Source organism: Roseixanthobacter pseudopolyaromaticivorans (assembly GCF_043195145.2).
Lineage (GTDB): Bacteria > Pseudomonadota > Alphaproteobacteria > Rhizobiales > Xanthobacteraceae > NCEH01.
Genome location: NZ_CM195539.1, coordinates 3,431,425 through 3,455,350 on the forward strand (window position 1 = coordinate 3,431,425; position 23,926 = coordinate 3,455,350).

Below are 23,926 nucleotides of genomic sequence, written 5' to 3' on the forward strand. Positions count from 1 at the left end.
TCGTCGCTAACAAACACCGCCCCACGGGCAGGTGCACCGATTTCGCTCCGCATATCGGGGGCATGGCGGGAAAAATCAAGCCGCGTCGGCCCCCGGGGCTCCCAGAACACGGCTCACGACCCGCGCGGTGAAGTCCACCATGGGCACGATGCGCCCATAATTGAGCCGCGTGGGGCCGATCACCCCAAGTACGCCCAGCACGCGGCCCTGGCTGTCATGATAGGGCGCGACAATGGTGGAAGAGCCGGAGAGCGAGAACAATTTATTCTCCGAGCCGATGAAGATGCGCAGCGACTGGGCATCCTCCGCCCGGCCGAGCAGGTCCACCACATCGCGCTTCGATTCCAGATCGTCGAACAGCAGGCGGATGCGCTCGAGGTCCTCCAGCGCATGGAGATCCTCCAGGAGTTTCGCCTGTCCCCGCACGATCAGCTTGCGCTCCGCCGGCCCGTCACCCGACCATGAAGCGAGGCCCGCCTCGACCACCCGCGCGGTGAGGGCATCCAATTGCTGGCGCAGGTCGCTCAGCAGGTTTTCCATCTCGGCCCGCGCTTCCGCGAGCGTGCGGCCGCGAATATGGGCGTTGAGAAAATTCGTCGCCTCCGTGAGGGCGGACGCCGGCAGGCCCATGGGCAGCGGCACCGCCCGGTTCTCCACCTGCCCATCCTCGGACACCAGGATCACCAAGGCGCGGTTCGCGTCCAGCGGCACGAATTCCACATGCTTCAGGCGCGGATCGGTCTTGATGGTCGTGACCACGCCCGCCCCGCGCGACAGGCCGGACAGCAGGGCCGAGGCCTCGCGCAGCACGCCGTCCACGGTATAGCCCTTGGCGGCGGCGGCGACCTGGGACTCGATGTTGCGCCGGTCGCCCTCGCTCACATCGCCGATTTCCATCAGCGCATCGACGAAAAAGCGCAGTCCGCGTTCGGTTGGCAGGCGGCCGGCGCTGGTGTGCGGTGCGTAGATCAGCCCCGCCGCCTCCAGGTCAGCCATCACATTGCGCACGGAGGCGGGCGACAGCGACATGGGGATGAGGCGGGCGATGTTGCGCGAGCCCACCGGCTCGCCCGTGGCGAGATAGCTTTCCACGATCTGGCGGAAAATCTCGCGCGAGCGCTCGTCGATCTGGCCGAGGGCCGCTGAAAAGGGAGGAATGATGGGATCGATGGGCAAGGCCTCACTCCGGCGCACACGGACAGGACAGCTTCAGCGGGAAGTCGGCGGGACGACCGGGGAATCCATCCTTCTGTGGTTCAAGCCTTCATCATACCACGCCCCTTGCCCCCGCGCGCGCCCACCCCTAAAACGGCGGCCTGTTTCACAATGGATTGGATAGATTATGCGCCCGAGCCGCCGCGCGAGCGACGAGATGCGAGCCGTTTCCTTCGAGCGCAACGTTCTGCGCCATGCCGAGGGCTCTTGCCTCGTCAAGTTCGGCGACACCCACGTGCTGGTGGCGGCGACCCTGGAAGAGCGCCTGCCGCCGTGGCTGAAGGGCCAGGGCCGCGGCTGGGTGACGGCGGAATATTCCATGCTGCCCCGCGCCACGCTGGAGCGGACCCGGCGCGAATCCACCACCGGCAAGCAATCCGGCCGCACCCAGGAGATCCAGCGGCTGATCGGCCGCTCGCTGCGTTCGGTGACCGATCTGGTCGGCCTCGGCGAACGTCAGATCACGCTTGATTGCGACGTGCTCCAGGCCGACGGGGGCACCCGCACGGCCGCCATCACCGGCGCCTGGATCGCCCTGCATGACTGCATGAGCTGGATGTATTCGCGCTCCATGCTGAAGACCATTCCCCTGCGCGAGCACGTCGCGGCTGTCTCCTGCGGCATTTTCGAAGGCACCCCGGTGCTCGACCTCGACTATCCCGAGGACAGCAAGGCGGAGACCGACGCCAATTTCGTCATGACCGGCTCCGGCGGCATCGTCGAGATCCAGGGCACGGCGGAAAAGACCCCGTTCACGGAGGCGGAGTTCCTGCAATTGCTCTCGCTCGCCCGCACCGGCATCAACCAGCTGGTGGATTTGCAGAAGCAGGCGGTGGCCTGATGACCCATCGCCGGCTCGAAGGGCGGCTGGTGGTCGCCACGCACAACAAGGGCAAGCTCATCGAGATGCGCATGCTGCTCGAACCCTATGGGGTGGAAGCGGTGTCCGCCGGCGAACTGAACCTGCCCGAGCCCGACGAGACCGGCACCACCTTCGCCGCCAATGCCCGCCTGAAAGCGGTCGCGGCGGCCACGGCGGCGCAATTGCCCGCGTTTGCCGATGACAGCGGGCTGGTGATCGACGCGCTCGGCGGCCAGCCCGGAATCCACACCGCCCGCTGGGCCGGGCCGGAGCGCGATTTCGAAAAGGCGATGGAGACCATCCAGTCGCTGCTGGTGGCGCGCGGCGCCACCGATCCGGATGCGCGCACCGCCCGGTTCGTCTCCGCCCTCTGCCTTGCCTGGCCCGACGGCCACGTGGAGGAATTCGAAGGGGTGGTGGAGGGCGAACTGGTGTGGCCGACCCGCGGCGCCAAGGGGTTTGGCTATGATCCCATGTTCGTGCCCGAGGGCCACACCCGCACGTTCGCGGAAATGAGCGCGGAGGAGAAGCATTCCATGCCGCCGCTCGGCTTCGGCCTCTCCCATCGCGCCCGCGCCTTTCGCCAATTGGCGCAGGCCTGCCTGGAGGCATGACCACGATCCCTTCTTTTACTTCCGGCCCCGCATCGAGCGGTCCCGCCCCTCACCCGCATGCGGGAGGAGAATCGGATCGCGCGGGTTTAGATACCGCGGGCGGTTTCGGTGTTTATGTGCATTGGCCCTTCTGCCTCGCCAAATGCCCCTATTGCGACTTCAACAGCCATGTGCGGCACGCGCCGCCGGACCAGGCGCGATTCATCGCCGCTTTCCGGCAAGAGATCGCTCATATGCGTGCCCTCACCGGGCCGCGCGAAGCGGGGACGGTGTTTTTCGGCGGCGGCACGCCCTCGCTCATGGCGCCAGGCACCGTCGCGGCGATCCTGGAGGCGGTGAACGCGGCTTGGCCGCTCGCCGCCGATGCCGAGATCACCCTGGAAGCCAATCCCACCAGCGTGGAAGCCGAGCGGTTTCGCGGCTATCGCGCGGCGGGGGTCAACCGTGTCTCGCTGGGCGTCCAGGCGCTGGACGATGCCGAGCTGAAAGCGCTCGGCCGCATGCATTCGGTGGACGAGGCGCTGGCGGCGGTGGCGATCGCGCGCCATGCGTTCGAGCGCGTGTCTTTCGACCTCATCTATGCCCGCCCGCGCCAGAAGCCGGAAGACTGGGCGCGCGAGCTGAAGCGCGCCATCGCGGAAGGGTGCGAGCATCTCTCGCTCTACCAGCTCACCATCGAGCCGGGCACAATGTTCGAGAAGCTATATTCCGCCGGCAAGCTGCTGATCCCCGACGACGACCATGCCCGCGCGCTCTGGGATGTGACGCAGGAGATCACGGCGCAAGCCGGCCTTCCCGCCTATGAGATTTCCAACCACGCCCGCCCCGGCGCCGAGGCGCGGCACAATCTCGTCTATTGGCGCTATGGCACCTACGCCGGCATCGGCCCCGGCGCCCATGGGCGGCTCGCGGTGGGCGACACGCGCCGCGCCACCTTCACACAGAAACAGCCGGAGCAATGGCTGGAGCTGGTGGAAGCGAACGGCCACGGCATCGTCTCCGACGAGCCCCTGGAACCGGCCGAGCAGGCGGACGAACTGCTTCTCATGGGGCTACGGCTCGTCGAAGGTGTTGATCTTGCCCGGCACGCAAAACTCGCCGGGAAGGCCATTGCAGAAAGCCGCATCGCCGAGCTGGAGCAGGACGGCCTGGTACGGCGCACCGGTAACCGGCTGGCCGCAACCGCACGAGGGTTCCCGGTGCTGAACGCGGTCATCGCGACGCTGGCATCATGATCCTGCCCGGCGCAGGCACGCGCGGCCCTGGCGAAAGGCCCGCTCGGGCGTAGAAGACGAGTCGTCGGCGCCTATTTCGGGAAGGCGTCCTCGGGAATTTCGAATTCGCCCTCGGCCTTCAGGCCGGCTTTCTCGAAGAAGCCGGAGCCGAACCCGCCGACGATATGATCGCGGCAGACCATGGTCACGCTCGGCTGGCCGTTCTGCTCCACCACGACGCCCGAGACCTCGGCCGTGCCACCCTTGGGGTTCCACTTTCCGATGGCGTTGAAGAGCGTGTAGCGGATCGCCTGATCCTGGAACCGCAGCCATGCCCCGCCGCCGCCCGCAAACATGAGCGTGCCGACGGTGAAGGCGTCGGCGGGCTTCGTGCCGGGCGCCGGATAGCTCGTCAGCACCCGGTCCAGATGGCCGAAGCGATATTGCAGAAAGCCGCGGCCGTCGCCGATGTCCTTGGAGGCGCAGAGCGAAAGCGTGTGGCTGCCGAGATCGCACGAGAACACGATCGTCTCAGCCGTCCTGCAATAGGTGCCGTCCTTGCCCGCCCTGGCGGGCGAGGAAAAGGACACGACAATCGCCAATGTGCAGGTCGCGGCGGACAGGAGGGCACGGTGAAAGGGCATGAAAGCGACCCCGAGATGCGATGGGCGACAAAGGCGCATGCGCAGTACCATGCCTCATATGAAGGCCCTTTGGCAGCGCCCCTCACCGCTCGCTGCGGGCGATCACGTCCATCAATTCGGCCACCTTCTTGCGCTGCTCGTCCGCATCGCCGGAGCGGATCGCGTGCTCGACGCAATGGGCCACGTGATCGCGCAGCACCTCCTCCTCGGCCCGCCGCAAGGCAGCGCGGACGGCGGAGATCTGAGTGATGAGGTCGATGCAATAGCGATCCTCCTCCACCATGCGGGCAATGCCGCGCACTTGCCCCTCGATGCGGTTGAGGCGCTTCAGGACGGAGGATTTTGCCGGGTCACGCATGCTTGCCATATACCCCTGGCGGGTATAAATAACAAGTCGAGCATACCCCCCAGGGGTTCATGCGTGAACAATTCGCGTCTTTCTGAGCGAGCGCAAAGACCCGCGCACGCAAAGGCGCAATGAGGCGATCATGGCACACGATCCGCACGCGCCCTCCTCCCCGACGCCTCCGGCCCAAGCTCCGGGTGCAAGCTGCTGCGGCGGCCCCGCGCCCCTCGACGCGCCGAAAGTACCGGCCTCGGCAGCCTGCTGCGGATCAGGCAAGGAAAAGGGTGCGGAAGAGGGCGCGCACATGCCCGCCCAATCCCACGCGGCGCACGACCACCACCATGCCGCGCATGCCTCGCATGCCGGACACGATCATTCCGCCTGCACCCATTCCCACATGGCGAAGGACCCGGTCTGCGGCATGGATGTGGACCCCCACACCGCCAAGCATCGCGCCGATCACAATGGCCAGCCGTTCTATTTCTGCTGCGCCGGCTGCAAGGCCAAGTTCGAGGCGGATCCGGACCGCTATCTCGCCGGCAAGGCCGCGCCCGCCGCGCCAGTGCCGGAGGGCACGGTGTTCACCTGCCCGATGCATCCGGAAATCCGCCAGATCGGCCCCGGCTCCTGCCCCATCTGCGGCATGGCGCTCGAACCGGAGCTGGTGAGCCTCGACGACGGGCCCAACGCCGAACTCATTGATATGTCTCGCCGTTTCTGGATCGGCCTGGCGCTGACCGTGCCGGTGTTCGTGCTGGAGATGGGCCAGCACCTGTTCGGCCTGCACCTGCTGCCGCAGCAGATGTCCAATTATATCCAACTCGTCCTCGCCACTCCGGTGGTGCTGTGGGCCGGCCTGCCGTTCTTCGAGCGCGGCGCCGCCTCGGTGCGCAGCGGGCATCTCAACATGTTCACGCTGATCGCCCTCGGCACCGGCGTGGCGTTCCTCTACAGCCTGGTCGGCACCTTCGCACCCGGCATTTTTCCCCATGCGTTTCAAACACATGACGGCGCGGTCCCGGTCTATTTCGAGGCCGCAGCGGTCATCACGGTGCTGGTGCTGCTCGGGCAAGTGCTGGAATTGCGGGCGCGCGACCAGACCTCCGGCGCCATCAAGGCCCTGCTCGGCCTCGCCCCCAAGACCGCGCGCCGTCTCAATGCGGACGGCACGGAAGAGGATGTGGCGCTCGATCTGGTCCACCCCGGCGATCGCCTGCGGGTGCGCCCCGGCGAGAAGGTTCCGGTGGACGGCAAAGTAGACGAAGGCCGCAGCAGTCTGGATGAATCCCTGATTACGGGCGAATCTCTGCCGATTTCCAAGGATATCGGCGACACTGTCATCGCCGGCACGCTGAACATCAGCGGCGGTATCGTGATGCGGGCGGAGAAGGTGGGGCGCGAGACCCTGCTCGCCCAGATCGTGCAGATGGTCGCGCAGGCCCAGCGCTCGCGCGCGCCGATCCAGCGCCTCGCCGATCAGGTCTCCGGCTGGTTCGTGCCGGCGGTCATCGCCGCCGCCCTCGTCGCCTTCGCCGTGTGGATGGCCGTGGGCCCGGAACCGCGCTTCACCTTCGCCCTCATGGCCGCCGTGTCGGTGCTGATCATCGCCTGCCCCTGCGCGCTGGGGCTCGCCACGCCCATGTCCATCATGGTCGGCGTCGGCCGGGGCGCCCAGGCGGGCATCCTGATCAAGAGCGCGGAAGCGCTCGAGCGGCTGGAGAAGGTCGACACCCTGGTGGCCGACAAGACCGGCACCCTCACCGAGGGCAAGCCCAAGCTCACCGCCGTCCGCGCCCTCGGCCGCACCGAGGACGAGGTGCTGCGCCTTGCCGCCAGCTTGGAGCGGCCGAGCGAGCATCCGCTCGCCGCCGCCATCGTTGCCGGCGCCGCCGCCCGCGGTCTCGCGCTGAGCGAGCCGGTCGGCTTCGACAGCCCGGTGGGCAAGGGCGTGATCGGCACCGTGGACGGCGAAACCATCCTGGTCGGCCATTCCGCCTTCCTCAGTGAGCATGGCGTCTCGGCCGATGCGCTGGCCGCCGAGGCCGAGGCTTTGCGCAGCGGGGGGGCGAGCGTGGTGTTCGTCGCCGCCAGCGGCGCCGTGATCGGCCTCATCGCCGTCGCCGACCCGGTCAAGGCGAGCACGCCGGCGGCGCTCACGGCCCTGAAGGCGGACGGCATCCGCGTCATCATGCTCACGGGCGACAATCGCGCCACCGCCCTGGCGGTCGCCGAAAAGCTTGGCATCACCGAGGTGGAAGCCGAGGTGCTGCCCAAGGACAAGGCCGCCCTGATCGCCCGGCTGCGCGCCGAGGGGCGGGTGGTCGCCATGGCCGGCGACGGCGTGAACGACGCCCCTGCCCTCGCGGCGGCCGATGTGGGTATCGCCATGGGCACGGGCACCGATGTGGCCATGGAAAGCGCGGGCGTCACCCTGCTGAAGGGCGATCTTGCGGGCATCGCCCACGCCCGCTCGCTGTCGCGGGCGACCATGGCCAACATCCGCCGCAACCTGTTCTTCGCCTTCTTCTACAATGCGGCGGGCGTGCCCATCGCCGCCGGCGCGCTCTATCCGGTGCTCGGCCTGCTGCTCTCGCCCATGGTGGCGGCGGCGGCGATGGCGCTGTCCTCGGTCAGCGTCATCGGCAACGCCCTGCTGCTGCGCCGCTGGCATCCGCGCTAGGACGCTGTGCGGGGCGCGCCGCCCACCGGGATTGAAGGCGCATTCGCCCCGTTCCATTGTGCGGGAACGAGGGGAAGGCAGCCGCATGGCGGGGGCGGGGTCTGAGGACGAAACCGATCTGGCGGCCCCGGTCCTGGGTGTCGCGGAGCGGCTGCGCGCCGGCGGCCTTCACGCGGGGCGCATGCTCCACGCGGCCGGCAAGGCGGCGCTCGGGCTCGTTCTGCCGCCCACTTGCGTCTGCTGCGGAACGATCGTCCACGAGGCGGAAGGCCTGTGCGGTGGTTGCTGGCGGCGCCTCGCCTTCGTGGAGCGGCCCTATTGCGAGCGCCTCGGCATTCCCTTCGCCTATGAGCAGCATCAGGGCGACGACGCGCCGCGCCTGTCTCTCGAAGCCGTCACCGACCCGCCGGCCTTCGACCGGGCGCGCGCGGCAGTGCTGTTCGGCCCGGTCTCGCGCGATCTCGTGCACGGGCTGAAATATGGCGACCGGCTCGACATGGCCGCGCCCATGGCCCGCCTCATGACCCGCGCGGCCGGCGAACTGCTGCGCGAGGCGGACCTGATCGTCCCGGTCCCGCTTCATCCCCTGCGGCTATGGCGGCGGCGCTTCAACCAGGCCGCCCTGCTGGCCCGGCGCATCTCCAAGGCCAGCGGGGTGCCGTGCCGCACCGACGTGCTGGCGCGCACCCGCGCGACCCCTTCGCAGGTATCCTTCAACCGCGAAGAGCGGCGCGCGAACGTTTCCGGGGCGTTCCGCGTGCCCGATTCGCTCACCCACCACGTGGCCGGACGGCGCATCGTGATTGTGGACGACGTCCTCACAACCGGGGCGACACTCGATGCCTGCGCGCGGGCCTTGAGGTACGCAAAGGCCGTTCATATCGACGCTGTGACCTTCGCCAGGGTTGTCGAAGCCGGCTGAAGAGCCTTATTATGCAACAATTCCGTGACGGCGATTTGGCCCGTCGCGCAGAGGGCTGCATGAAAACCATCGAAATCTACACCAAGAGCTGGTGCCCCTATTGCCATGCCGCAAAGGAGTTGCTGCGCCGAAAAGGGCTGACTTTCACCGAGATCGATGTGACCACGGACCCCGCCGGCCAGGAAGAAATGTCCCGGCGCGCGGGCGGGCGCACCAGCGTTCCGCAGATCTTCATCGGCGAGACCCATGTGGGCGGCTGCGACGATCTCTATGCCCTCGAGAGCGCGGGCGAGCTCGACACCCTGATCGCGGCCTGAGCCGCACGATGCGCGGTCCTGTCCGCTCCGGCGGACCGACCCCGCCTTTATCCCTCGCGCGGGACATGACGAGCCTCTACACTTGTCCCCTCAGAACGTGTCACCCCCTATTCCCGTTGCGCGCCGCGAGCCGATGCCATGAGTGATATCCAGAAGACTGAAACCCTGCGCGTGGGCCTGGTCCAGCTGCGCTCCGGGCGCGAGGTCGCCGCCAATATCGAGACCGCGAGCGCGCTCATCCGCGAGGCCGCGCTGGCCGGCGCCCAATATGTGCAGACGCCGGAAACCACCAATCTCATGGAGCTGGACCGCACGCTTTTGTTCGACAAGCTGCGCGAGGAGGAGGCGGACCCGGCCCTCGCCGCTTTCCGCGATCTGGCGCGCGAACTCAAGATCCACCTGCATGTGGGCTCGCTGGCGCTGAAAATCTCCGAGCAGCGCGCCGTCAACCGCGGCTTCCTGATCGCCCCGGACGGGGAAATCGCCGCCCGCTACGACAAGATCCACATGTTCGACGTGGATCTCGGCAATGGCGAGAGCTATCGCGAATCCAATTCCTACAAGCCCGGCGAGCGCGCCGTGACGGCGTCCGTCTCGGGGGTGAAGATCGGCCTCACCATCTGCTACGATCTGCGCTTTCCACCGCTCTACCGGGCGCTGGCGGAAAGCGGCGCGGATGTGCTGACCGTGCCGGCCGCCTTCACCCGTCCCACCGGGGAAGCCCATTGGCATGTGCTGCTGCGCGCCCGCGCCATCGAGAACGGCGCCTATGTGCTCGCCGCCGCCCAGGGCGGGCGCCACGAGAACGGCCGGGAGACCTATGGCCATTCGCTGGTGGTCGACCCCTGGGGCCGCGTGATCGCCGAGGGCGGCACCGATCCCGGCGTGATCCTGGCGGAACTCGACCTGAAGGAGGTCGCAGCGGCCCGCCGGCGCATCCCCTCCCTGCAGCACGGCCGCCGGTTCGAGGTGGCGGACAGCGGCCAGGGCGGCCATCTCCATCTGGTCGGGGCGGCGACGTGATCCGCTACACGCTCCGGTGCGAACAGGGCCACGATTTCGAAAGCTGGTTCCCCTCTTCCGAAAGCTTCGAGGCCCAGCGCGGACGCGGCTTGGTATCCTGCCCGAATTGCGGCAGCGTGCGTGTGGAAAAGGCCATCATGGCGCCCTCGGTGGCCCGCACCGACCGCGCGCCCGCTGCGGCGACGCCCGACGCCGACACCGCCGCCGCGCCGGCACAGGCCCCGGCCAACCCGGTGGCCCTCATGGGCCAGCAGGAGCGCGAATTCCACCGCTTGGTGCGCGAATTGCGCGACCATGTCACCCGCAATGCCGATTATGTCGGAGAGGATTTCGCCGACCTCGCGCGCAAGATGCACGGCGGCGAGATCGAGCATCGCTCGATCTATGGCGAGGCCAGCGCGGACGAGGTGAAGGCCCTGCGGGAGGAGGAGGTGGAGGTGTTCCCCCTGCCGGTCCTGCCGGAAGACCGGAACTGAAGCGCAGCCCGCCTTAGCTCGCCGGCCCGGCGACGATGAAATAATTCACGTCCGTATCCGCCGAAAGCGCCCAAGTGCCGCGCAGCGGATCGAAGCTGAGGCCAGCCAGCTCGCGCACCTCGAAGCCGCCGGCGGCCAGCGTCGCCTCGAACTCGCCGGGGGTCACGAACTTTTCCCAGCGATGGGTGCCGCGCGGCAGCCAGCGCAGCACATATTCCGCCCCGACAATGGCGAGCGCGAAGCTCTTGCCCGTGCGGTTCAGCGTGGAGCCGATGAACAGGCCGTTGGGCTGCACCATCTCCGCCGCGCGGCGCACGAACAGGCCGACGTCGGCCACATGCTCCACCACCTCCAGCGCCATCACCACGTCGAACCGCTCGCCGGCGTCCGCCAGTTCCTCGGCGGTGGCGGCGCGATAATCAATCGCCAAGTCCGAGCGCGCGGCATGGGCGCTGGCGATGTCCACATTGCCGGCGGAGGGGTCGATACCCACCATATCCGCCCCCATGCGCGCCACGGGTTCGCTGATGAGCCCGCCGCCGCAGCCGATGTCGAGGATCTTTAGGCCCTTGAGCGGCCGCAGGCTGCGCGGGTCATGGCCGAAATGGCGCACGATGACGTCGCGCAGGAAGGCAAGCCGCGCGGGATTGATAGCGTGGAGCGGCGCCATCTTGCCCTTGGGATCCCACCATTCCTCGCCCAGCGCCTCGAAGCGGGCAACCTCTGCGGGATCGATGGTCAGGTTCGGCTGGGTCATGGGATATCGCCTTTTCAGGAGCCGAACTTACACCATTTCCGGCGGGGCCTCAGCCCCGCACCATGCCCACGATGTCCTTCACGTCGCGGATCGTCTGGTCGGCGATCACCCGCGCGCGGGCCGCACCTTCCGTGAGGATGGCGTCGATGGCGCTGGTATCGGCCATCAGGCGCTGCATCTCCCCGGCGATGGGGCCGAGCTTGTCCACCGCGAGATCCACCAGCGCCGCCTTGAAGGCCGAGAACTGGCTGCCGCCATACTCGTCCAGCACGCCTTGCTTGGTGCCGTCGGCGAGCGCGGCATAGATGCCCACCAGATTGTCCGCCTCGGGACGCGCCTTGAGGCCGGCTTCCTCGGAGGGCAGAGGCTCGGGATCGGTCTTGGCCTTGCGCACCTTGCCGGCGATGGCGTCCTTGTCGTCGGTCAGATTGATGCGCGAAAAATCCGACGGGTCGGACTTGGACATCTTCTTGGAGCCGTCGCGCAGGCTCATGACGCGGGTGGCGGGGCCGGCGATGAGCGGCTCGGTGAGCGGGAAATAGCCCTCGCCATGGCCGTTGGCGGCGATGGAGGGGCCGAAATCCACGTTGAACTTCTGCGCGATATCGCGCGTCAGCTCCAGATGCTGCTTCTGGTCCTCCCCCACCGGCACGTGGGTCGCCTTGTAGAGCAGGATGTCGGCGGCCATCAGGTCGGGATAGGCGAACAGGCCCACGGACACGTTCTCGCGGTCCTTGCCGGCCTTTTCCTTGAACTGCGTCATGCGGTTCAGCCAGCCCATGCGGGCGACGCAATTGAAGATCCAGGCCAGTTCCGCGTGGCCGGAGACCTGGCTCTGGTTGAACACGATATGGCGCTTGGGATCGATGCCGCAGGCGATGAAGGCGGCGGTGACCTCGCGCGTGTGGCGCTTCAGCTCTTCCGGATCCTGCCACACGGTGATGGCGTGCAGATCGACCACGCAATAAATGCAGTCGTGGCTGTCCTGCAGGGCGACGAAGCGCTTGATGGCGCCGAGATAATTGCCGAGATGCAGGTTGCCGGTGGGCTGCACACCGGAAAAGACGCGTTCCGCGACCGCCGCCATGGCGACCTCCCGAAGACCGGCGGGCCAAGGCACCGCCGTCAGACATGACAGCGCAGCGGCCGGACGGTCGCGCGCGAAGACGAAGCGCGCCTCATGCCACCCGCCGCCGCGCCGCGCAAGCTGCCCGCGCGGCTCCGGCCGCGCGGCGTGGGAAAAGGCGCCTCAGCGGGGCGCATTTGCCGCGTCGATGAAGGCGCCGATGGCCGCCTGCGTCGCCGCGTCCCAGAGCAGGGGCGCGTGACCCTCGTCCGCCACGGTGTGGACGGTGAGGCCGGGATGGCGCGCTGCCATCTGCGCCACGGTATCGGCGCTCAGGATATCGGACAGCGCCCCGTGCACCACCATCACCGGAATATCCTTCATGGCCTCGAACCCCGGCCACATGTCCGGCAGCTCGGCATTGGGATCGAACGCCTTGAAGGCGACCGCCAGCGCCGGGTCATAGGCAAGGGCCGGCATGCCGGCATCGTCGCGATAGATCTGGCGGGCGAAGCGCTCCCATCCGGAATCGTCGAGATTGGGGAACAAGAAGCCCTGGCTGGCCTTCAGACGCGCGACGGTGGAGGGCCAGTCGGTGAAAGTCGGCACACCCACATAGCCGGAGATCCGGGCAAGGCCGGCCTTCTCGATCACCGGGCCGATGTCGTTCAGTACCGCCGCCGCCATCAGATCGGGGCGCAGCTGGGAGAGCACCATCATCACCAGCCCGCCGCGCGAGGTGCCGATGAAGATCGCGCGGGCAATGCCGAGGGACGCGAGCGCGGCGATCGTGTCCATCGCCTCTTGGAGCGGGGTGTAGGTAGCGACGGGCCCGAAAGCGGAGCCGCCCCGGCCGCGGAAATCCAACCCCACGACGCGCCGCCCGTGTGCCGCGAGCCCCCCGGCCAAAGCTTCGAAATCGCGCGAATTGCGCGTCACGCCCGGCAGGCAGACCACCGGCAGATCTTCGCTCGCAGAAAGGTCATCGCCCGCCGTGCCCCACTCGCGGCCGAACAAGGCCAGCCCGTCGGCGGTGGCATAAGCGAAGAAGCGACAAGGCGGGGCGGAAGCGGGGGCGGTCTCGGTGGCGGGAACAGGCTCAACCATGAATGCACTCCTTCGGGCTCGGAACACCTAAGGCCTTTCGGACGAAGGTTGAAAGACGGCTCAAGCGGCGCGGGCCACCGAACGCCGCACCAGCAGCGCGACCGCGCCATAGCTGAGCATCCCCGCCCCCACCAGCACCACGAGCCGCCCCAAGGCGCCGAGGCTGCCCGCGCCGGGATGCGGCCAGACATGCGCGAGGCCGCCGACCACCAGCGCCATCAGCACGCACCCGCCGGCAAGCCCGGCGACGGCGCGGGCGAGCGCGCCATCCACATGCAGATGGCCGGCGCGCGCCAGCAGGGCGCCGATGGTGAGCGCGCTCAGCACCGCCGAGACCGCAACCCCGCTCGCCGCCCCCGCCGGCCCGAAGGCGGCGCCGAGGCCGATGCAGGCGAGCGCGCAGGCGAGCAGCGAGGCGAGGCCCACGCGCTCCACGGTTCGCGTCATGCCATGGGTGAGGGCGGTGGCGGAGAGCACCCGCTCCAGCCCCTGCGCCGGCAGGGAGAAGGCGAGCGCGGCCAGCAACAGCGCCGTGAGGCGCGCGTCTTCCGCATCGAAGCTGCCGCGCTGGTAGAGCACGGCGACGATGGGCTGCGCCAGCACGGCGAGCCCGGTGCCCGCCGGCAAGGCGAGCGCGAGCGCGGCGAGGCTGGCGCCGCTGGCATGGCGCCCCCTGCCCCCGCCGCCCGCCGCCAGCAGCGGCACCAGCACTGCCCCGGCGCTGGCGCCGACAAGGCCGAGCGGCAGGTCCACGAGGCGCTGGGCATAATTCAGCGCCGCCACCGCGCCCGGCAAAGCGGAGACCGTCGCCGCCGCGATCAGCAGGCGGAATTGGGAGAGGCCGGCGAACAGCAGCGCGGGTGCGCAGGCCCGCAGCACAGAACGGGCGCCGCGCCAGTCGCTCCCGCCCGGTTGCGCACGGGAGGGCGCGCCGGGAGCGCCGCGGCTCGCGACCATCATCAGCAGCAATTGGGCGATGCCGGCGGCAACCTGGGCGATCGCGACCAGGACCGCCGCCGTGCCCGTCGCCATGTCGGTTGCGAGGACGAGATAGAGGATCACGCAGAGCACCACGGCATTGGCGAGCCCCGGCGCCAGCGCCGGCAAAAACACCCGCTGGCCGGCGTTCGCGATGCCGCCGAACACCGCCGCCCCGGCCGCCAAAGGCAGATAGAGCAGCGCGATGCGCCCGCACGCGACTGCAAGGTCCGCCCGCTCGCCGCCGAGCGCGAAGCCCGGCGCCAGCACGCCGATCAGCGCCGGCATGAACAAAGCTCCAAGCCCCGCCAGCACCAGGAGCAGCAGCACCAGGAGGATCAGCACCGCGCGCGCGAGCGCACCGCCCGCCGCATCCCCGCCCCGCGCCCGCGCAGCCGCGAGGCCGGGCAGGAAGGCGGCGTTGAACGCGCCTTCCGCCAAAAGGCGGCGCGCCAGCAGCGGCAGGGAGAGCGCGGCCATCAGCGCGTCCGCCGCCGGCCCCGCGCCCAGCACGGCGGCGGTGCCGGCATCGCGGGCAAAGCCCATCACCCGCGAACCGAGCGTCGCGGCCGTGACGGTAGAGGTGCGGGCAAGCAGCGACATGGGGCATCCAGGACAAAAGGCGGAAGGGGCCGCGCGCACGTCCGGCGCACCGGCCAGGCCGTACCTGCGCCCCTCATGCGCGATCCCACGGCGGAAGGAAAGCGGGAGGATGCGCTGGCCGCGCCGTCTCAGGAGGGCGTCTGTTCCAGCATGGCGCGGATGCGCGCGGCCAGATGCTCGACCGCGAACGGCTTGGTCACCATCGTCATGCCCGGTTCCATAAAGCCGCCCGCGATGGCGGCGGTCTCCGCATATCCGGTCATGAACAGCACTTTCAGATCGCGCCGCTTCTCGCGCGCGGCATCCACCATCTGCCGGCCGTTGAGGCGCGGCAGGCCGATATCGGTGATGACCAGGTCGATCCTGGGCTCAGCCATCAGCAGATCGAGACCGGCCTGGCCGTCTTCCGCCGCGATGGCCACATGCCCGAGTTCGCGCAGCACTTCGAGGATCAGGCCGCGCACCACCTGGTCGTCCTCCACCACCAGCACCACGCCGGAGGTTCCGTGCGGCTCGCGCGGGTCCGACTCGGGCGGGCCGGAGGCATCGGAATCAGCCGCACGATGGCGCGGCAGATAGAGCTTCACCGTCGTTCCGACCCCGACCTCGCTCTCGATCTGGCAATGCCCCTCCGACTGGCGGGCGAAGCCGTAGATCATGGAGAGGCCGAGCCCGGTGCCCTGGCCGATGGGCTTGGTGGTGAAGAACGGATCGAACGCCCGCCCGATCACGTCGGGCGCCATTCCGGTGCCGGTGTCGGTCACGCTGAGGCAGACATATTGCCCCGCCTTCACCCCCGGCGCGCGGGCGACCTCCCCGCTGTCCAATTGCGCGTTGCAAGTCTCGATGATCAGCCGGCCGCCGTCGGGCATGGCGTCGCGGGCATTGATCACGAGGTTGAGGATGGCGTTTTCCAGCTGGTTGGCATCGCACAGGGTCAGCCACAGGCCGTCGGCGAGCACCAGTTCCAGATGGATGCTCTCGCCCATGGTGCGCTGGAGCAGGTCCTCCATGGACACCACCAGCGGATTGACCTTCAGCGGCTTGGGATCGAGCGGCTGGCGGCGCGAGAAGGCGAGCAGGCGATGGGTGAGCGCGGCGGCGCGGTTGGCCGAGCCCATGGCATTGTCCACGAAGCGCTCCAGATCGGCGGTGCGGCCCTGCGCGACGCGGCGCTGGAGAATATCGAGCGAACCCGTGATGCCCTGCAGCAGATTGTTGAAATCGTGGGCGATGCCGCCGGTGAGCTGGCCCACCGCCTCCATCTTCTGCGACTGGCGCAGCTGCTCCTCGGTGAGGCGCTGGTCGGTCATGTCGCGCCCGACGATGTAGAGCCGGCCGGTGTCGGCGGCGAGCGTCCAGGCTAGCACGCGATACGTGCCGTCGCTGCAGCGGCAGCGGTTCTCGAACCGGGGAATGGCCGGCGCCTCGCGCGAGCGGGCGAGCGCCGCCTGGGTCGCCGCCACATCCTCGGGGTGCACCAGATCCAGGAAACCGTGGGTGAGCAGGTCGCTCTCGCTCCAGCCGAGCAGATCGCTCCAGGCCCCATTCACGGCCTCCAGCACGCCGTCCTCGCGGCACACGCCCATGAGATCGCCGCTGAGCCGCCACAGCCGGTCGCGCTCGCGGGTCCGCTCGGCCACCAGAACTTCCAGGGATTCGTTGAGCTTGCGCAGCTCCACCTCGCGCTCGCGCAGCGCATCTTCCGCCCGCCGCTGCTCGGTGATGTCCTGCCCCTGCACGAAGATGCCGCCCACGGAGCCATCCGCATCCACCACCGGCTGGTAGATGAAGTCGAGAATATGCTCCTCGAGCGGCAGGTCCGGCGCGGCGCGCAGCATCACCGACAGGCCATGGGCGACGAAGGCCTCCCCGGTGCGGTACGCGCGGTCCAGCGCATCCAGGACCGGATGCCCGGCAAGTTCGGGAAACGCCTCCCGAACGGTCAGTCCCACCAGCGGCCGATCGCCGGTGAGGCGCAGGTAGGCGGCATTCGCCAGCTCCACCAGATGGTCCGGCCCGCGCAGCACGGCGGTGAATGCGGGCGCCTGCTCGAACAAGGTCTGCAGGCGCTGGCGCTCGCGATGCAGCTTCTCATTGGCCTCCTGCACCGCCTCGGCGCGGTCGAACACTTCGCCTTCGATCAGCAGGGCCGGGCTGGAAGCGGTGGCGCCGAGGCTGAGCCGCAGATTGTGCAGCTCCGTGACGTCCACCGTGTGCTGCACCACATGGCGCACGCTGCCGTCGGACCCGAACAGCGGGGTGTGGGTCGCGCTCCAATAGCGCATCTCCATCACCCCGTCGGGCCGCTGGATCGGATAAGGGATGAACGGCAGGTCGTCGCGCGTCTTGTTGCGGATCACCCGCTCGAGGGAGGCGCGCAGCATCTGGTTGGAGGGGGACGCGGGATCGGTCGGAAACGCCTCGAACATGGAGAGGCCGATAATATCTTCACGCCGCCGCATGGTGACGCGCAGATAGGCCTCGTTCATGCCGACGATGACGAAGTCGGGCGTGAGAACCACATAGGGATTGGGAACGGCGTTGAAGAGCGCCGCGAGGTCGGCGCCCTGCAGCCTCACGTTTGTGAACACCCGAGCCTCCTTCCCTCAGCGCGATGGCCTTCGGGCCGGCGCGCCAGGGGGCAAGTTACCGCCCGCTTCGCCCCGCCTCAACCGGGCTTGGCGCCTTTCGCTCCGGCGGGACCGCCCAGCCCCGCGCGGCGCCCGGCCGGGTCGGCTTCATGCGCGAGCATGCGCTGCGGCAAGCTGATCGCCTGGGACAAGCCGCCTGTTCCATCGTCGCGCTTGTCGGCCGGGGGCGGCTTGGTGTCTGATCCTGTTTTGCGGTGCGGCAGGCGCGCGACGCCGGGGCTGCGGGAGGCCGGCGATGAAGGTGGTCATTCTGGGGTCGGGCGTCATCGGCGTAACCCTCGCCTATTATCTGGCGGCCTCCGGCCATGAGGTGGAGGTGGTGGACCGCCAGTCCGGCCCCGCGCTCGAAACCAGCTATGCCAACGCCGGGGAGGTTTCGCCGGGCTATTCCGCGCCCTGGGCCGGGCCGGGCCTGCCGCTGAAGGCCATCAAATGGCTGATGATGAAGCACCGGCCCCTGGTGATCCGCCCACGCCTCGACCCGGCCATGCTCGCCTTCGGCCTGCGGCTGCTGACCAATTGCACCCACGCCCGCTACGAGATCAACAAGGGGCGCATGCTGCGCCTCGCCGAATACAGCCGCGACTGCCTGATCGCCCTGCGCCAGCAGACCGGCATCGCCTATGACGCGCGCATGCAGGGCACGTTGCAGATGTTCCGCACCCAGGAGCAGCTCGACCATGCGGGCGAGGACATGGCGATCCTCGACCGCTTCAGCGTGCCCTATGAGTTGCTGGACCGCGCCGGCTGCATCGCCGCCGAGCCCGCGCTCGGGCGGGTGGCGGAGAAGATCGCCGGCGGGCTGCGCCTGCCGGGTGACGAGACCGGCGACTGCTACAAATTCACGAATGCGCTCGCCGCCCTCGCGGAAGAGAAGGGCGCGGTGTTCTCCTATGGCCGGGCGCTGCGCGCCATCGAGCACGACGGCGCCAACATCACCGGCGTCCAGACCCAGGCCGGGACCATCCGGGGCGATATCTATGTGGTGGCGCTGGGCAGCTATTCGCCCGAGGCGGTGCGGCCGCTCGGCATCCGCCTGCCGGTCTATCCCGTGAAGGGCTATTCGCTCACCGTGCCCATTTCGGATGCCGGCGGCGCGCCCGAATCCACGGTCATGGACGAGACCTACAAGGTGGCCGTGACCCGGCTCGGCGACCGCATCCGCATCGGCGGCACGGCGGAACTGGCGGGCTTCGATCTCTCGCTGCGCCATGCGCGGCGGGAAACACTGGAGCACGTGGTCAGCGATCTGTTCCCGGACGGCGGCAACCCCAAGGCCGGCACCTTCTGGAGCGGCCTGCGCCCTATGACGCCGGATGGGCCGCCCATCCTCGGCCAGGCGAAATATCCCAACCTCTTCCTCGGCACCGGGCACGGCACGCTGGGCTGGACCATGGCGGCGGGCACCGGGCGCCTGCTCGCCGACCTGATCACCCGCCGCACACCGGAGATCGACACTGAGGGATTGACGCTCGCCCGCTACGGATGAGCGCCAATTCCCTTCGAGGCGGGTCCCTTTGAGGCGGCGCGCGATCAGCCGATAGAGCGCGTGACGCCGCGGCTGGCGTAGCGCTCGGCCCATTTGGCGAGGCGCACGAACGGCAGGCCGATGAGCAGATAGATCGCCGCCACCAGCAGGCCGGTGCCGAAATAATCGTAATAAGTGGTGGAGATCAGCTCATAGGTCTTGGTCAGTTCCACCAGCGAGATCACCGACACCAGGGAGGAATCCTTGATGAGCGAGATGAAATCGTTGGTGGTCGGCGGCAGCACGATGCGCGCGGCCTGGGGGATGATGACGTTCCGCAGCGCCTGGCGCTCGGTCATGTTGAGCGCGATGGCCGCTTCCATCTGGTTGCGCGGAATGGCCAGCAGGCCGGCGCGATAGTTTTCCGCCTCATAGGCCGCATAGTTCAGGCCGAGCGCGATCACGCCGGCGACGAAGGGTTCGAGCTGCAACCCGACCTTAGGCAGGCCGTAATAGATGAACAGAACCTGGATCAGCAGCGGCGTGCCGCGCACCACCTCGATATAGACCTGGGCGAGGCGATCCAGCAGGACGCCGCCATAGACCCGGCAGAGCGCCAGCCCGGCGCCGAGCCCAACGGCGATGATCATGGCGAGGATGGAGATTTCCAGCGTCATCACCGCCGCCCAGCCCAGCTGGGGCAGGAAGCGCATGTAGCGCTGGACCTGCATCTTCCAGCCCTGGGGCTGGGTCGCCTGGACGAAATGGTCGTAGGCCAGCGGCTGCGCCTGGATCGGACGCTGGTCGCCCGTCAGCTGCGCCATCAGCGGGGTCCAGATCGCCCAATGGTCGAGGATGGTGCGCATGGAGCCGTCGTGCATCATCTGCGACAGGCCGGTGTTGATCTCGGCCAGCAGCTCGGGATGCGCGCCCTTCTTCAGCGCGATGCCGTATTCGATGCGGCCGATGGGCTGGCCGGTGAACTGAAGCTCACGGTCGGGCTGGGCGTAATAGACCGCGATGGGGAAATCCATCACGGTCGCGTCGATGCGCTTGAGCTTGAGATCGGAATAGGCGTCGATCTCCTGGTCATAGGTGCGCAGGTCGATGCCGCCGGCATTGCGCAGCACGTATTCCATCTGGCTGGACTTGAGCGTGCCGACCTTCTTGCCCTTAAGGCCTTCCAGATTGTCGATCGGCGCATCGCCGCGGCGGATCACGATCTGGCCGAACGTGGTGTAGTAAGGCGTCGAGAAATCCGCGACCGCCTGGTGGTCGGGGGTGATCTCCAGCCCGTTGATGACCGCCTCGTATAGCCCGGCATCCAGGCCGGGGATGAGATTGCTCCAGTCGTTCTGCACGAACACCGGCTTGCGCCCGAGCTTGGCGGCCAGTTCCTTCATGATATCGACCTCGAAGCCCACCGTGAGCTTGGGGTCGGCGGGATCCTGGAACGTGTAAGGCGCGCCGCTGGTGCTATCGCCGCCGTAGGTGAGCGCGCGCTCGCCGGTGGCGACCGGAGCCGGGGCCGCCGGGGCGGTCTGCGCCGTCGCGGACAGAGACAGCGTGGAGAGGGAAACGGCGAGGAGCAGGGACGAGAGGGCGAGGCGGGCAAGACGCATGGCAATCCCCGGAGCGGGAGAGAAGGGCGAAGGGCCGTGCGGGGCCATCAGACGAAACGGTGCAGGAATTGGCGCGTGCGCGGGTCCTTGGGATTATCGAAGATCTCGTCTTCGTCCGAGATCTCGATGATCTCGCCCTTGTCCATGAAGATGATGTAGTCCGAGGCATCGCGCGCGAAGCGCATCTCGTGGGTGACGATGATCTGCGTCATGCCTTCGAGATCCAGCTCCTTCATCACGTCCAGCACCTCGTGGACGAGGCCGGGATCGAGCGCGGAGGTGGGCTCGTCATACAGCATGATCTTGGGCGACATGGCGAGCGCGCGGGCGATGGCGCCGCGCTGCTGCTGGCCGCCGGACAGATTGACGGGATAACGGTCCATCTGCTCGAACAGGCCGACCTTCTTCAAGAGGCGCTCGGCGTTGGCGGCCGCCTCGTCGCGGCTGATGCCCTTCACCACCATGGGCGCCATCATGACGTTCTGATGCAGCGTCTTGTGGGGGAACAGGTTGAAGCTCTGGAACACCATACCGACGTTCTTGCGCAGCCGGTGCGCGACATCGTTGAGCGGTGCGGCCGAGCCGGCCTTGCGCTCCATGCGCACGCCGCACGCTTCGATGACGCCGGAATCCATCGATTCCAGCCCATTGAGGCAGCGCAGCAAGGTGGACTTGCCGCAGCCCGACGGCCCGATCATCGAGACCAGGTCGCCCTCCTCGATCTGAAAGCTGACACCTTTGAGAATGGTGTGCGCGCCGAAGGACTTGCGCACGTCTTCCACGCGAAGAATCGGGTCCATGTGTATTCAGCCCCCCTGCAGCCCGCAGGCCGCCAGCTTCACACGCTCCCTATCGTCGGGCCGTGACGCTGGGGTGACACTTCAAGGCGCACGGCGGCTTCCGGGTCCGTACGGCGGCAAAATAAAACGTTGCGTCACGCTTAAAAAATCTTCCGGTTGCAGAAGGTATTAACATGAAAATCTGACATTTAAATGTAATAAATCACTATCTCAGGTGTATATACATCTACAATACGTGCATTTATACATTCTGCTGGAACAGACATCCCGCGGCGGCGCCCTGCCCCGCCATAAAAGGCGCAAGCGCATGTCTCTCTTTCAATTGCCGGCAGATTATGTGGCGCGATCCGAGCCTTGTTATTTCGACGATTCCCCGTTCCTCGACAGCTCCATCGTTCATCAGCCGGAGATCTATGAGGCGGCGGACTATTTTCTCCAGGCAAGCGGCCGCACGCGGATCCTCGATATCGGCTTCGGCAATGGGCGGAAGTTGCGGCAGGTGCGTGCGCGCGAGCATATCGGCGTCGATTTCGGGTCGAACATCGCCTTGTGCCGCGAATGCTTCGGCGCTTGGGGCACCTGGCTGGAGGCCGATTTCTCCCACGACGATTGCGCGGCGATCGCTGCCTTCGCGGACACCGGGACGGTAGTGGTCTGCGCCGATGTGGTCGAGCATCTCCTGGATCCGGGGCCCTTACTGAATCTGCTGGCGCAGTGCTACCGGCGCGGAGCCATCGTCATCACCAGCACCCCCGACCGGGAGAAGGTGCGCGGCCTCGCGGATCGTGGGCCGCCCGCCAATCCGGCCCATGTGCGGGAATGGGCGCTCGACGAATATGTGGCCTATCTGGACGCCAGCGGCCTGCCGGCGACCTTCGCCGGGCGCACCGTCAACAACAACATCGTCCGCGCTTTGCGCACCATCGTCACGGTGCACGACATGGCCGTGAACCGTGCACGCGCATCGGTTGTGCAATCGGTTGTGGCGCCGCAGCGCCCGCTGGCCCTCCTCGCGGCCTATAATGAGGCCGATGTCATCGCCGAAGTGATCGAAGACCTGATCGCGGAAGGCTGCGACGTGGCGGCGATCGACAATTGGTCCACTGACGAAACCTGGCCGATCCTCAAACGCCTGGCCGCCCGCCATCCGCACCATGTGCGCATCGAATGCTTCCCGGCAGAAGGCCCGGCGCGGCATTATGAGTGGCGAAAAATCCTTCGCCGCAAGGCGGAGATTGCGCACGGCTTTCCGGGCCGCTGGATTCTCCATACCGATGCGGACGAGCTGCGCCGCTCGCCCTTCCCCGGGCTGGATCTTGCGGCCGCGCTCCAGGTCGCCGCGCGCGCCGGCGCGAACCGGGTGGCGAGCAACCTCATCCACTTCCGCCCCACCGACGCGCGCCCGTTTCAGCCCGGCACGCTCAAGAGCGCCTTCAGCCATTTCGAATTCGGCACACGGCCCGGGCATTTCAAGCAGGTCAAGGCATGGCTGCAAGGGCCCGACCAGGTCGATCTGGCCTCCAGCGGCGGGCATGTGGCGTCGTTTCCCGGCGCCGTCGATTTTCCCTATCGCTTTCTCTTGCGCCATTATCCCATCCGCTCGGCCGCCCATGGCCGCCGGAAAATCCTCGCCGATCGGCGCGGCCGCTGGTGTCCCGACGAGCGGGCACTGGGCTGGCACGTTCAATATGACGATTTTTCCGAGAGTGCGCCCGGCTTCTGGAACAGCCGGGACCTCGTGACATCCGACCGCGATTTCTGGCGGGATCACGGGCTGCCGCTGATCACCGATATCGCGCAACGCCGCTGGGCGGCGGGCATCCCGTCGACGGGCCGGCATTCCGAGTCGGTTGGGGCGCGGGCTGAGGTTCAGGCCGGCTCGCGCGTCCACGCGGACGCCTCTTGAGTCTTAAAGCGCGGGTGGCCCGGATGGCGCCGAAGCGACGCCATCCGGATTTCCAAACGAAGGCGACAGGTCAGAGCTTCAGCTTGGCCAGATCGTAGCACATCTTCAGGTGCATCTCGATGATGGGCAGAGTCTTCTTGGCGAATGCCTTCAGGGTCGGGTTGTCGCCGCCTTTGGCATAGCCAGCAAACAGGCCCACGGCATCCTGATGGCCCTTGGTCTGCACGGCGATGTAATCGGCATCGAAGGTGGCGCCGTCTTCGCTCTTCAGGCGCGCCAGGGTCTTGTCGAAATCGTCCCCGAGGCCGGTCGGCAAGGTAAGGCCGGTATTGGCCTTGCCGAAGGCGGCGCCGAAATTCTTTCCGATCTTGGTGTGGTCTTTCACCATCTTCTTGGCGAAGGCGAGCACTTTCTTGTTCTTGCTCTTTTCAAGCGCCACCTGGCTGGTGACGATCTCGAACTGGTTGGCGCGGGCCGCCGTATCCACGAACGCCGGGGTCGTCGGCACGGTCGCAGACTTGGCGATATCGGCGGGCGACGGGCCGGCGGAGGAGGCAGTGGTGCTCGCGGGCATGTTCATGGTCTGCGCCGAAGCGGCGGGCACACCCGCGAGCAGTGCCACGGCAACGAGAACGTTGGACAATTTCGACAT

21 protein-coding genes are annotated in these 23,926 nt (G+C 67.8%); 10 read left to right on the forward strand and 11 right to left on the reverse strand.

The window, feature by feature from the left end; translation table 11 throughout:
* Window positions 1-75 precede the first annotated feature (75 nt).
* Window positions 76-1,176: a heat-inducible transcriptional repressor HrcA gene (gene hrcA, locus V5F68_RS16260; protein ID WP_348844397.1), complete on the reverse strand. Its 1,101-nt coding sequence runs from the start codon at window positions 1,174-1,176 to the stop codon at window positions 76-78.
* Between the two features lie 166 nt (window positions 1,177-1,342).
* On the opposite strand from hrcA, the gene rph reads away from it, so the two are divergent.
* The 3 genes from rph to hemW are packed head-to-tail and all read left to right on the forward strand — an operon-like array spanning window position 1,343 to window position 3,926.
* A complete protein-coding gene (rph, locus tag V5F68_RS16265) occupies window positions 1,343-2,056 on the forward strand; it encodes a ribonuclease PH (protein WP_348844396.1) in 714 nt (237 codons plus the stop codon).
* On the forward strand, window positions 2,056-2,691 hold the full coding sequence (gene rdgB, locus V5F68_RS16270) for an RdgB/HAM1 family non-canonical purine NTP pyrophosphatase (RefSeq protein WP_394014065.1): 636 nt from the start codon (window positions 2,056-2,058) through the stop codon (window positions 2,689-2,691). Before rph ends, rdgB begins: the two co-directional genes overlap by 1 nt.
* Window positions 2,688-3,926, forward strand: a complete 1,239-nt coding sequence (hemW, locus tag V5F68_RS16275; RefSeq protein ID WP_394014066.1) for a radical SAM family heme chaperone HemW — start codon at window positions 2,688-2,690, stop codon at window positions 3,924-3,926. Before rdgB ends, hemW begins: the two co-directional genes overlap by 4 nt.
* Window positions 3,927-3,997: 71 nt before the next feature.
* Here hemW and V5F68_RS16280 read toward each other — a convergent pair whose 3' ends face one another.
* Both V5F68_RS16280 and V5F68_RS16285 read right to left on the reverse strand, forming a co-directional pair.
* Window positions 3,998-4,549, reverse strand: a complete 552-nt coding sequence (locus V5F68_RS16280) for a hypothetical protein (protein ID WP_394014067.1) — start codon at window positions 4,547-4,549, stop codon at window positions 3,998-4,000.
* A gap of 82 nt (window positions 4,550-4,631) precedes the next feature.
* Window positions 4,632-4,907: a metal-sensitive transcriptional regulator gene (locus V5F68_RS16285; protein WP_394014068.1), complete on the reverse strand. Its 276-nt coding sequence runs from the start codon at window positions 4,905-4,907 to the stop codon at window positions 4,632-4,634.
* A 292-nt stretch (window positions 4,908-5,199) separates the two neighbouring features.
* On the opposite strand from V5F68_RS16285, the gene V5F68_RS16290 reads away from it, so the two are divergent.
* The 5 genes from V5F68_RS16290 (at window position 5,200) to V5F68_RS16310 (ending at window position 10,313) form a co-directional block, all read left to right on the forward strand.
* On the forward strand, window positions 5,200-7,575 hold the full coding sequence (locus V5F68_RS16290) for a heavy metal translocating P-type ATPase (RefSeq protein WP_394014069.1): 2,376 nt from the start codon (window positions 5,200-5,202) through the stop codon (window positions 7,573-7,575).
* Between the two features lie 85 nt (window positions 7,576-7,660).
* Window positions 7,661-8,497 carry a ComF family protein gene (locus V5F68_RS16295; RefSeq protein ID WP_394014070.1) on the forward strand — a complete coding sequence of 279 codons (837 nt, stop codon included), beginning with the start codon at window positions 7,661-7,663 and terminating at the stop codon, window positions 8,495-8,497.
* Window positions 8,498-8,556: 59 nt separating this feature from the next.
* Window positions 8,557-8,814, forward strand: a complete 258-nt coding sequence (gene grxC / locus V5F68_RS16300; protein ID WP_348844390.1) for a glutaredoxin 3 — start codon at window positions 8,557-8,559, stop codon at window positions 8,812-8,814.
* A gap of 138 nt (window positions 8,815-8,952) precedes the next feature.
* Complete coding sequence (locus V5F68_RS16305; RefSeq protein WP_394014071.1) at window positions 8,953-9,837, forward strand: carbon-nitrogen hydrolase family protein; 885 nt, start codon at window positions 8,953-8,955, stop codon at window positions 9,835-9,837.
* Window positions 9,834-10,313, forward strand: a complete 480-nt coding sequence (locus V5F68_RS16310; protein ID WP_394014072.1) for a DUF1178 family protein — start codon at window positions 9,834-9,836, stop codon at window positions 10,311-10,313. The genes V5F68_RS16305 and V5F68_RS16310 overlap by 4 nt, the downstream gene beginning before the upstream one ends.
* 13 nt (window positions 10,314-10,326) lie before the next feature.
* Here V5F68_RS16310 and ubiG read toward each other — a convergent pair whose 3' ends face one another.
* From ubiG to V5F68_RS16335, 5 genes are all read right to left on the reverse strand, one after another.
* On the reverse strand, window positions 10,327-11,070 hold the full coding sequence (gene ubiG, locus V5F68_RS16315) for a bifunctional 2-polyprenyl-6-hydroxyphenol methylase/3-demethylubiquinol 3-O-methyltransferase UbiG (protein WP_394014073.1): 744 nt from the start codon (window positions 11,068-11,070) through the stop codon (window positions 10,327-10,329).
* 49 nt (window positions 11,071-11,119) lie between these two features.
* A complete protein-coding gene (gene trpS / locus V5F68_RS16320; RefSeq protein WP_394014074.1) occupies window positions 11,120-12,157 on the reverse strand; it encodes a tryptophan--tRNA ligase in 1,038 nt (345 codons plus the stop codon).
* A 162-nt stretch (window positions 12,158-12,319) separates the two neighbouring features.
* A complete protein-coding gene (locus V5F68_RS16325) occupies window positions 12,320-13,243 on the reverse strand; it encodes an alpha/beta fold hydrolase (protein WP_394014075.1) in 924 nt (307 codons plus the stop codon).
* 60 nt (window positions 13,244-13,303) lie between these two features.
* Window positions 13,304-14,824: a murein biosynthesis integral membrane protein MurJ gene (gene murJ, locus V5F68_RS16330; protein ID WP_394014076.1), complete on the reverse strand. Its 1,521-nt coding sequence runs from the start codon at window positions 14,822-14,824 to the stop codon at window positions 13,304-13,306.
* 128 nt (window positions 14,825-14,952) lie between these two features.
* Window positions 14,953-17,418, reverse strand: coding sequence for a PAS domain-containing hybrid sensor histidine kinase/response regulator (locus tag V5F68_RS16335; protein ID WP_394014077.1), 2,466 nt, complete (start codon window positions 17,416-17,418; stop codon window positions 14,953-14,955).
* Between the two features lie 295 nt (window positions 17,419-17,713).
* Here V5F68_RS16335 and V5F68_RS16340 point away from each other — a divergent pair, with 295 nt between their 5' ends.
* The gene (locus V5F68_RS16340; protein ID WP_394014078.1) at window positions 17,714-18,967 is read left to right on the forward strand and encodes a D-amino acid dehydrogenase; all 1,254 of its coding nucleotides are present in this window, start codon (window positions 17,714-17,716) and stop codon (window positions 18,965-18,967) included.
* Between the two features lie 44 nt (window positions 18,968-19,011).
* Here the strand turns inward: V5F68_RS16340 and V5F68_RS16345 are convergent, their stop codons facing one another.
* Both V5F68_RS16345 and V5F68_RS16350 read right to left on the reverse strand, forming a co-directional pair.
* Window positions 19,012-20,568, reverse strand: coding sequence for an ABC transporter substrate-binding protein/permease (locus V5F68_RS16345; RefSeq protein ID WP_394014079.1), 1,557 nt, complete (start codon window positions 20,566-20,568; stop codon window positions 19,012-19,014).
* 47 nt (window positions 20,569-20,615) lie between these two features.
* Window positions 20,616-21,368 (reverse strand): amino acid ABC transporter ATP-binding protein, encoded by a 753-nt coding sequence (locus V5F68_RS16350; protein ID WP_394014080.1) that lies wholly within the window; start codon window positions 21,366-21,368, stop codon window positions 20,616-20,618.
* A gap of 307 nt (window positions 21,369-21,675) precedes the next feature.
* Here V5F68_RS16350 and V5F68_RS16355 point away from each other — a divergent pair, with 307 nt between their 5' ends.
* Window positions 21,676-23,274, forward strand: coding sequence for a glycosyltransferase (locus V5F68_RS16355; protein ID WP_394014081.1), 1,599 nt, complete (start codon window positions 21,676-21,678; stop codon window positions 23,272-23,274).
* A gap of 70 nt (window positions 23,275-23,344) precedes the next feature.
* Here the strand turns inward: V5F68_RS16355 and V5F68_RS16360 are convergent, their stop codons facing one another.
* Entirely contained in the window at window positions 23,345-23,926 is a 582-nt protein-coding gene (locus tag V5F68_RS16360) for a DUF4142 domain-containing protein (RefSeq protein ID WP_394014082.1), read from the reverse strand.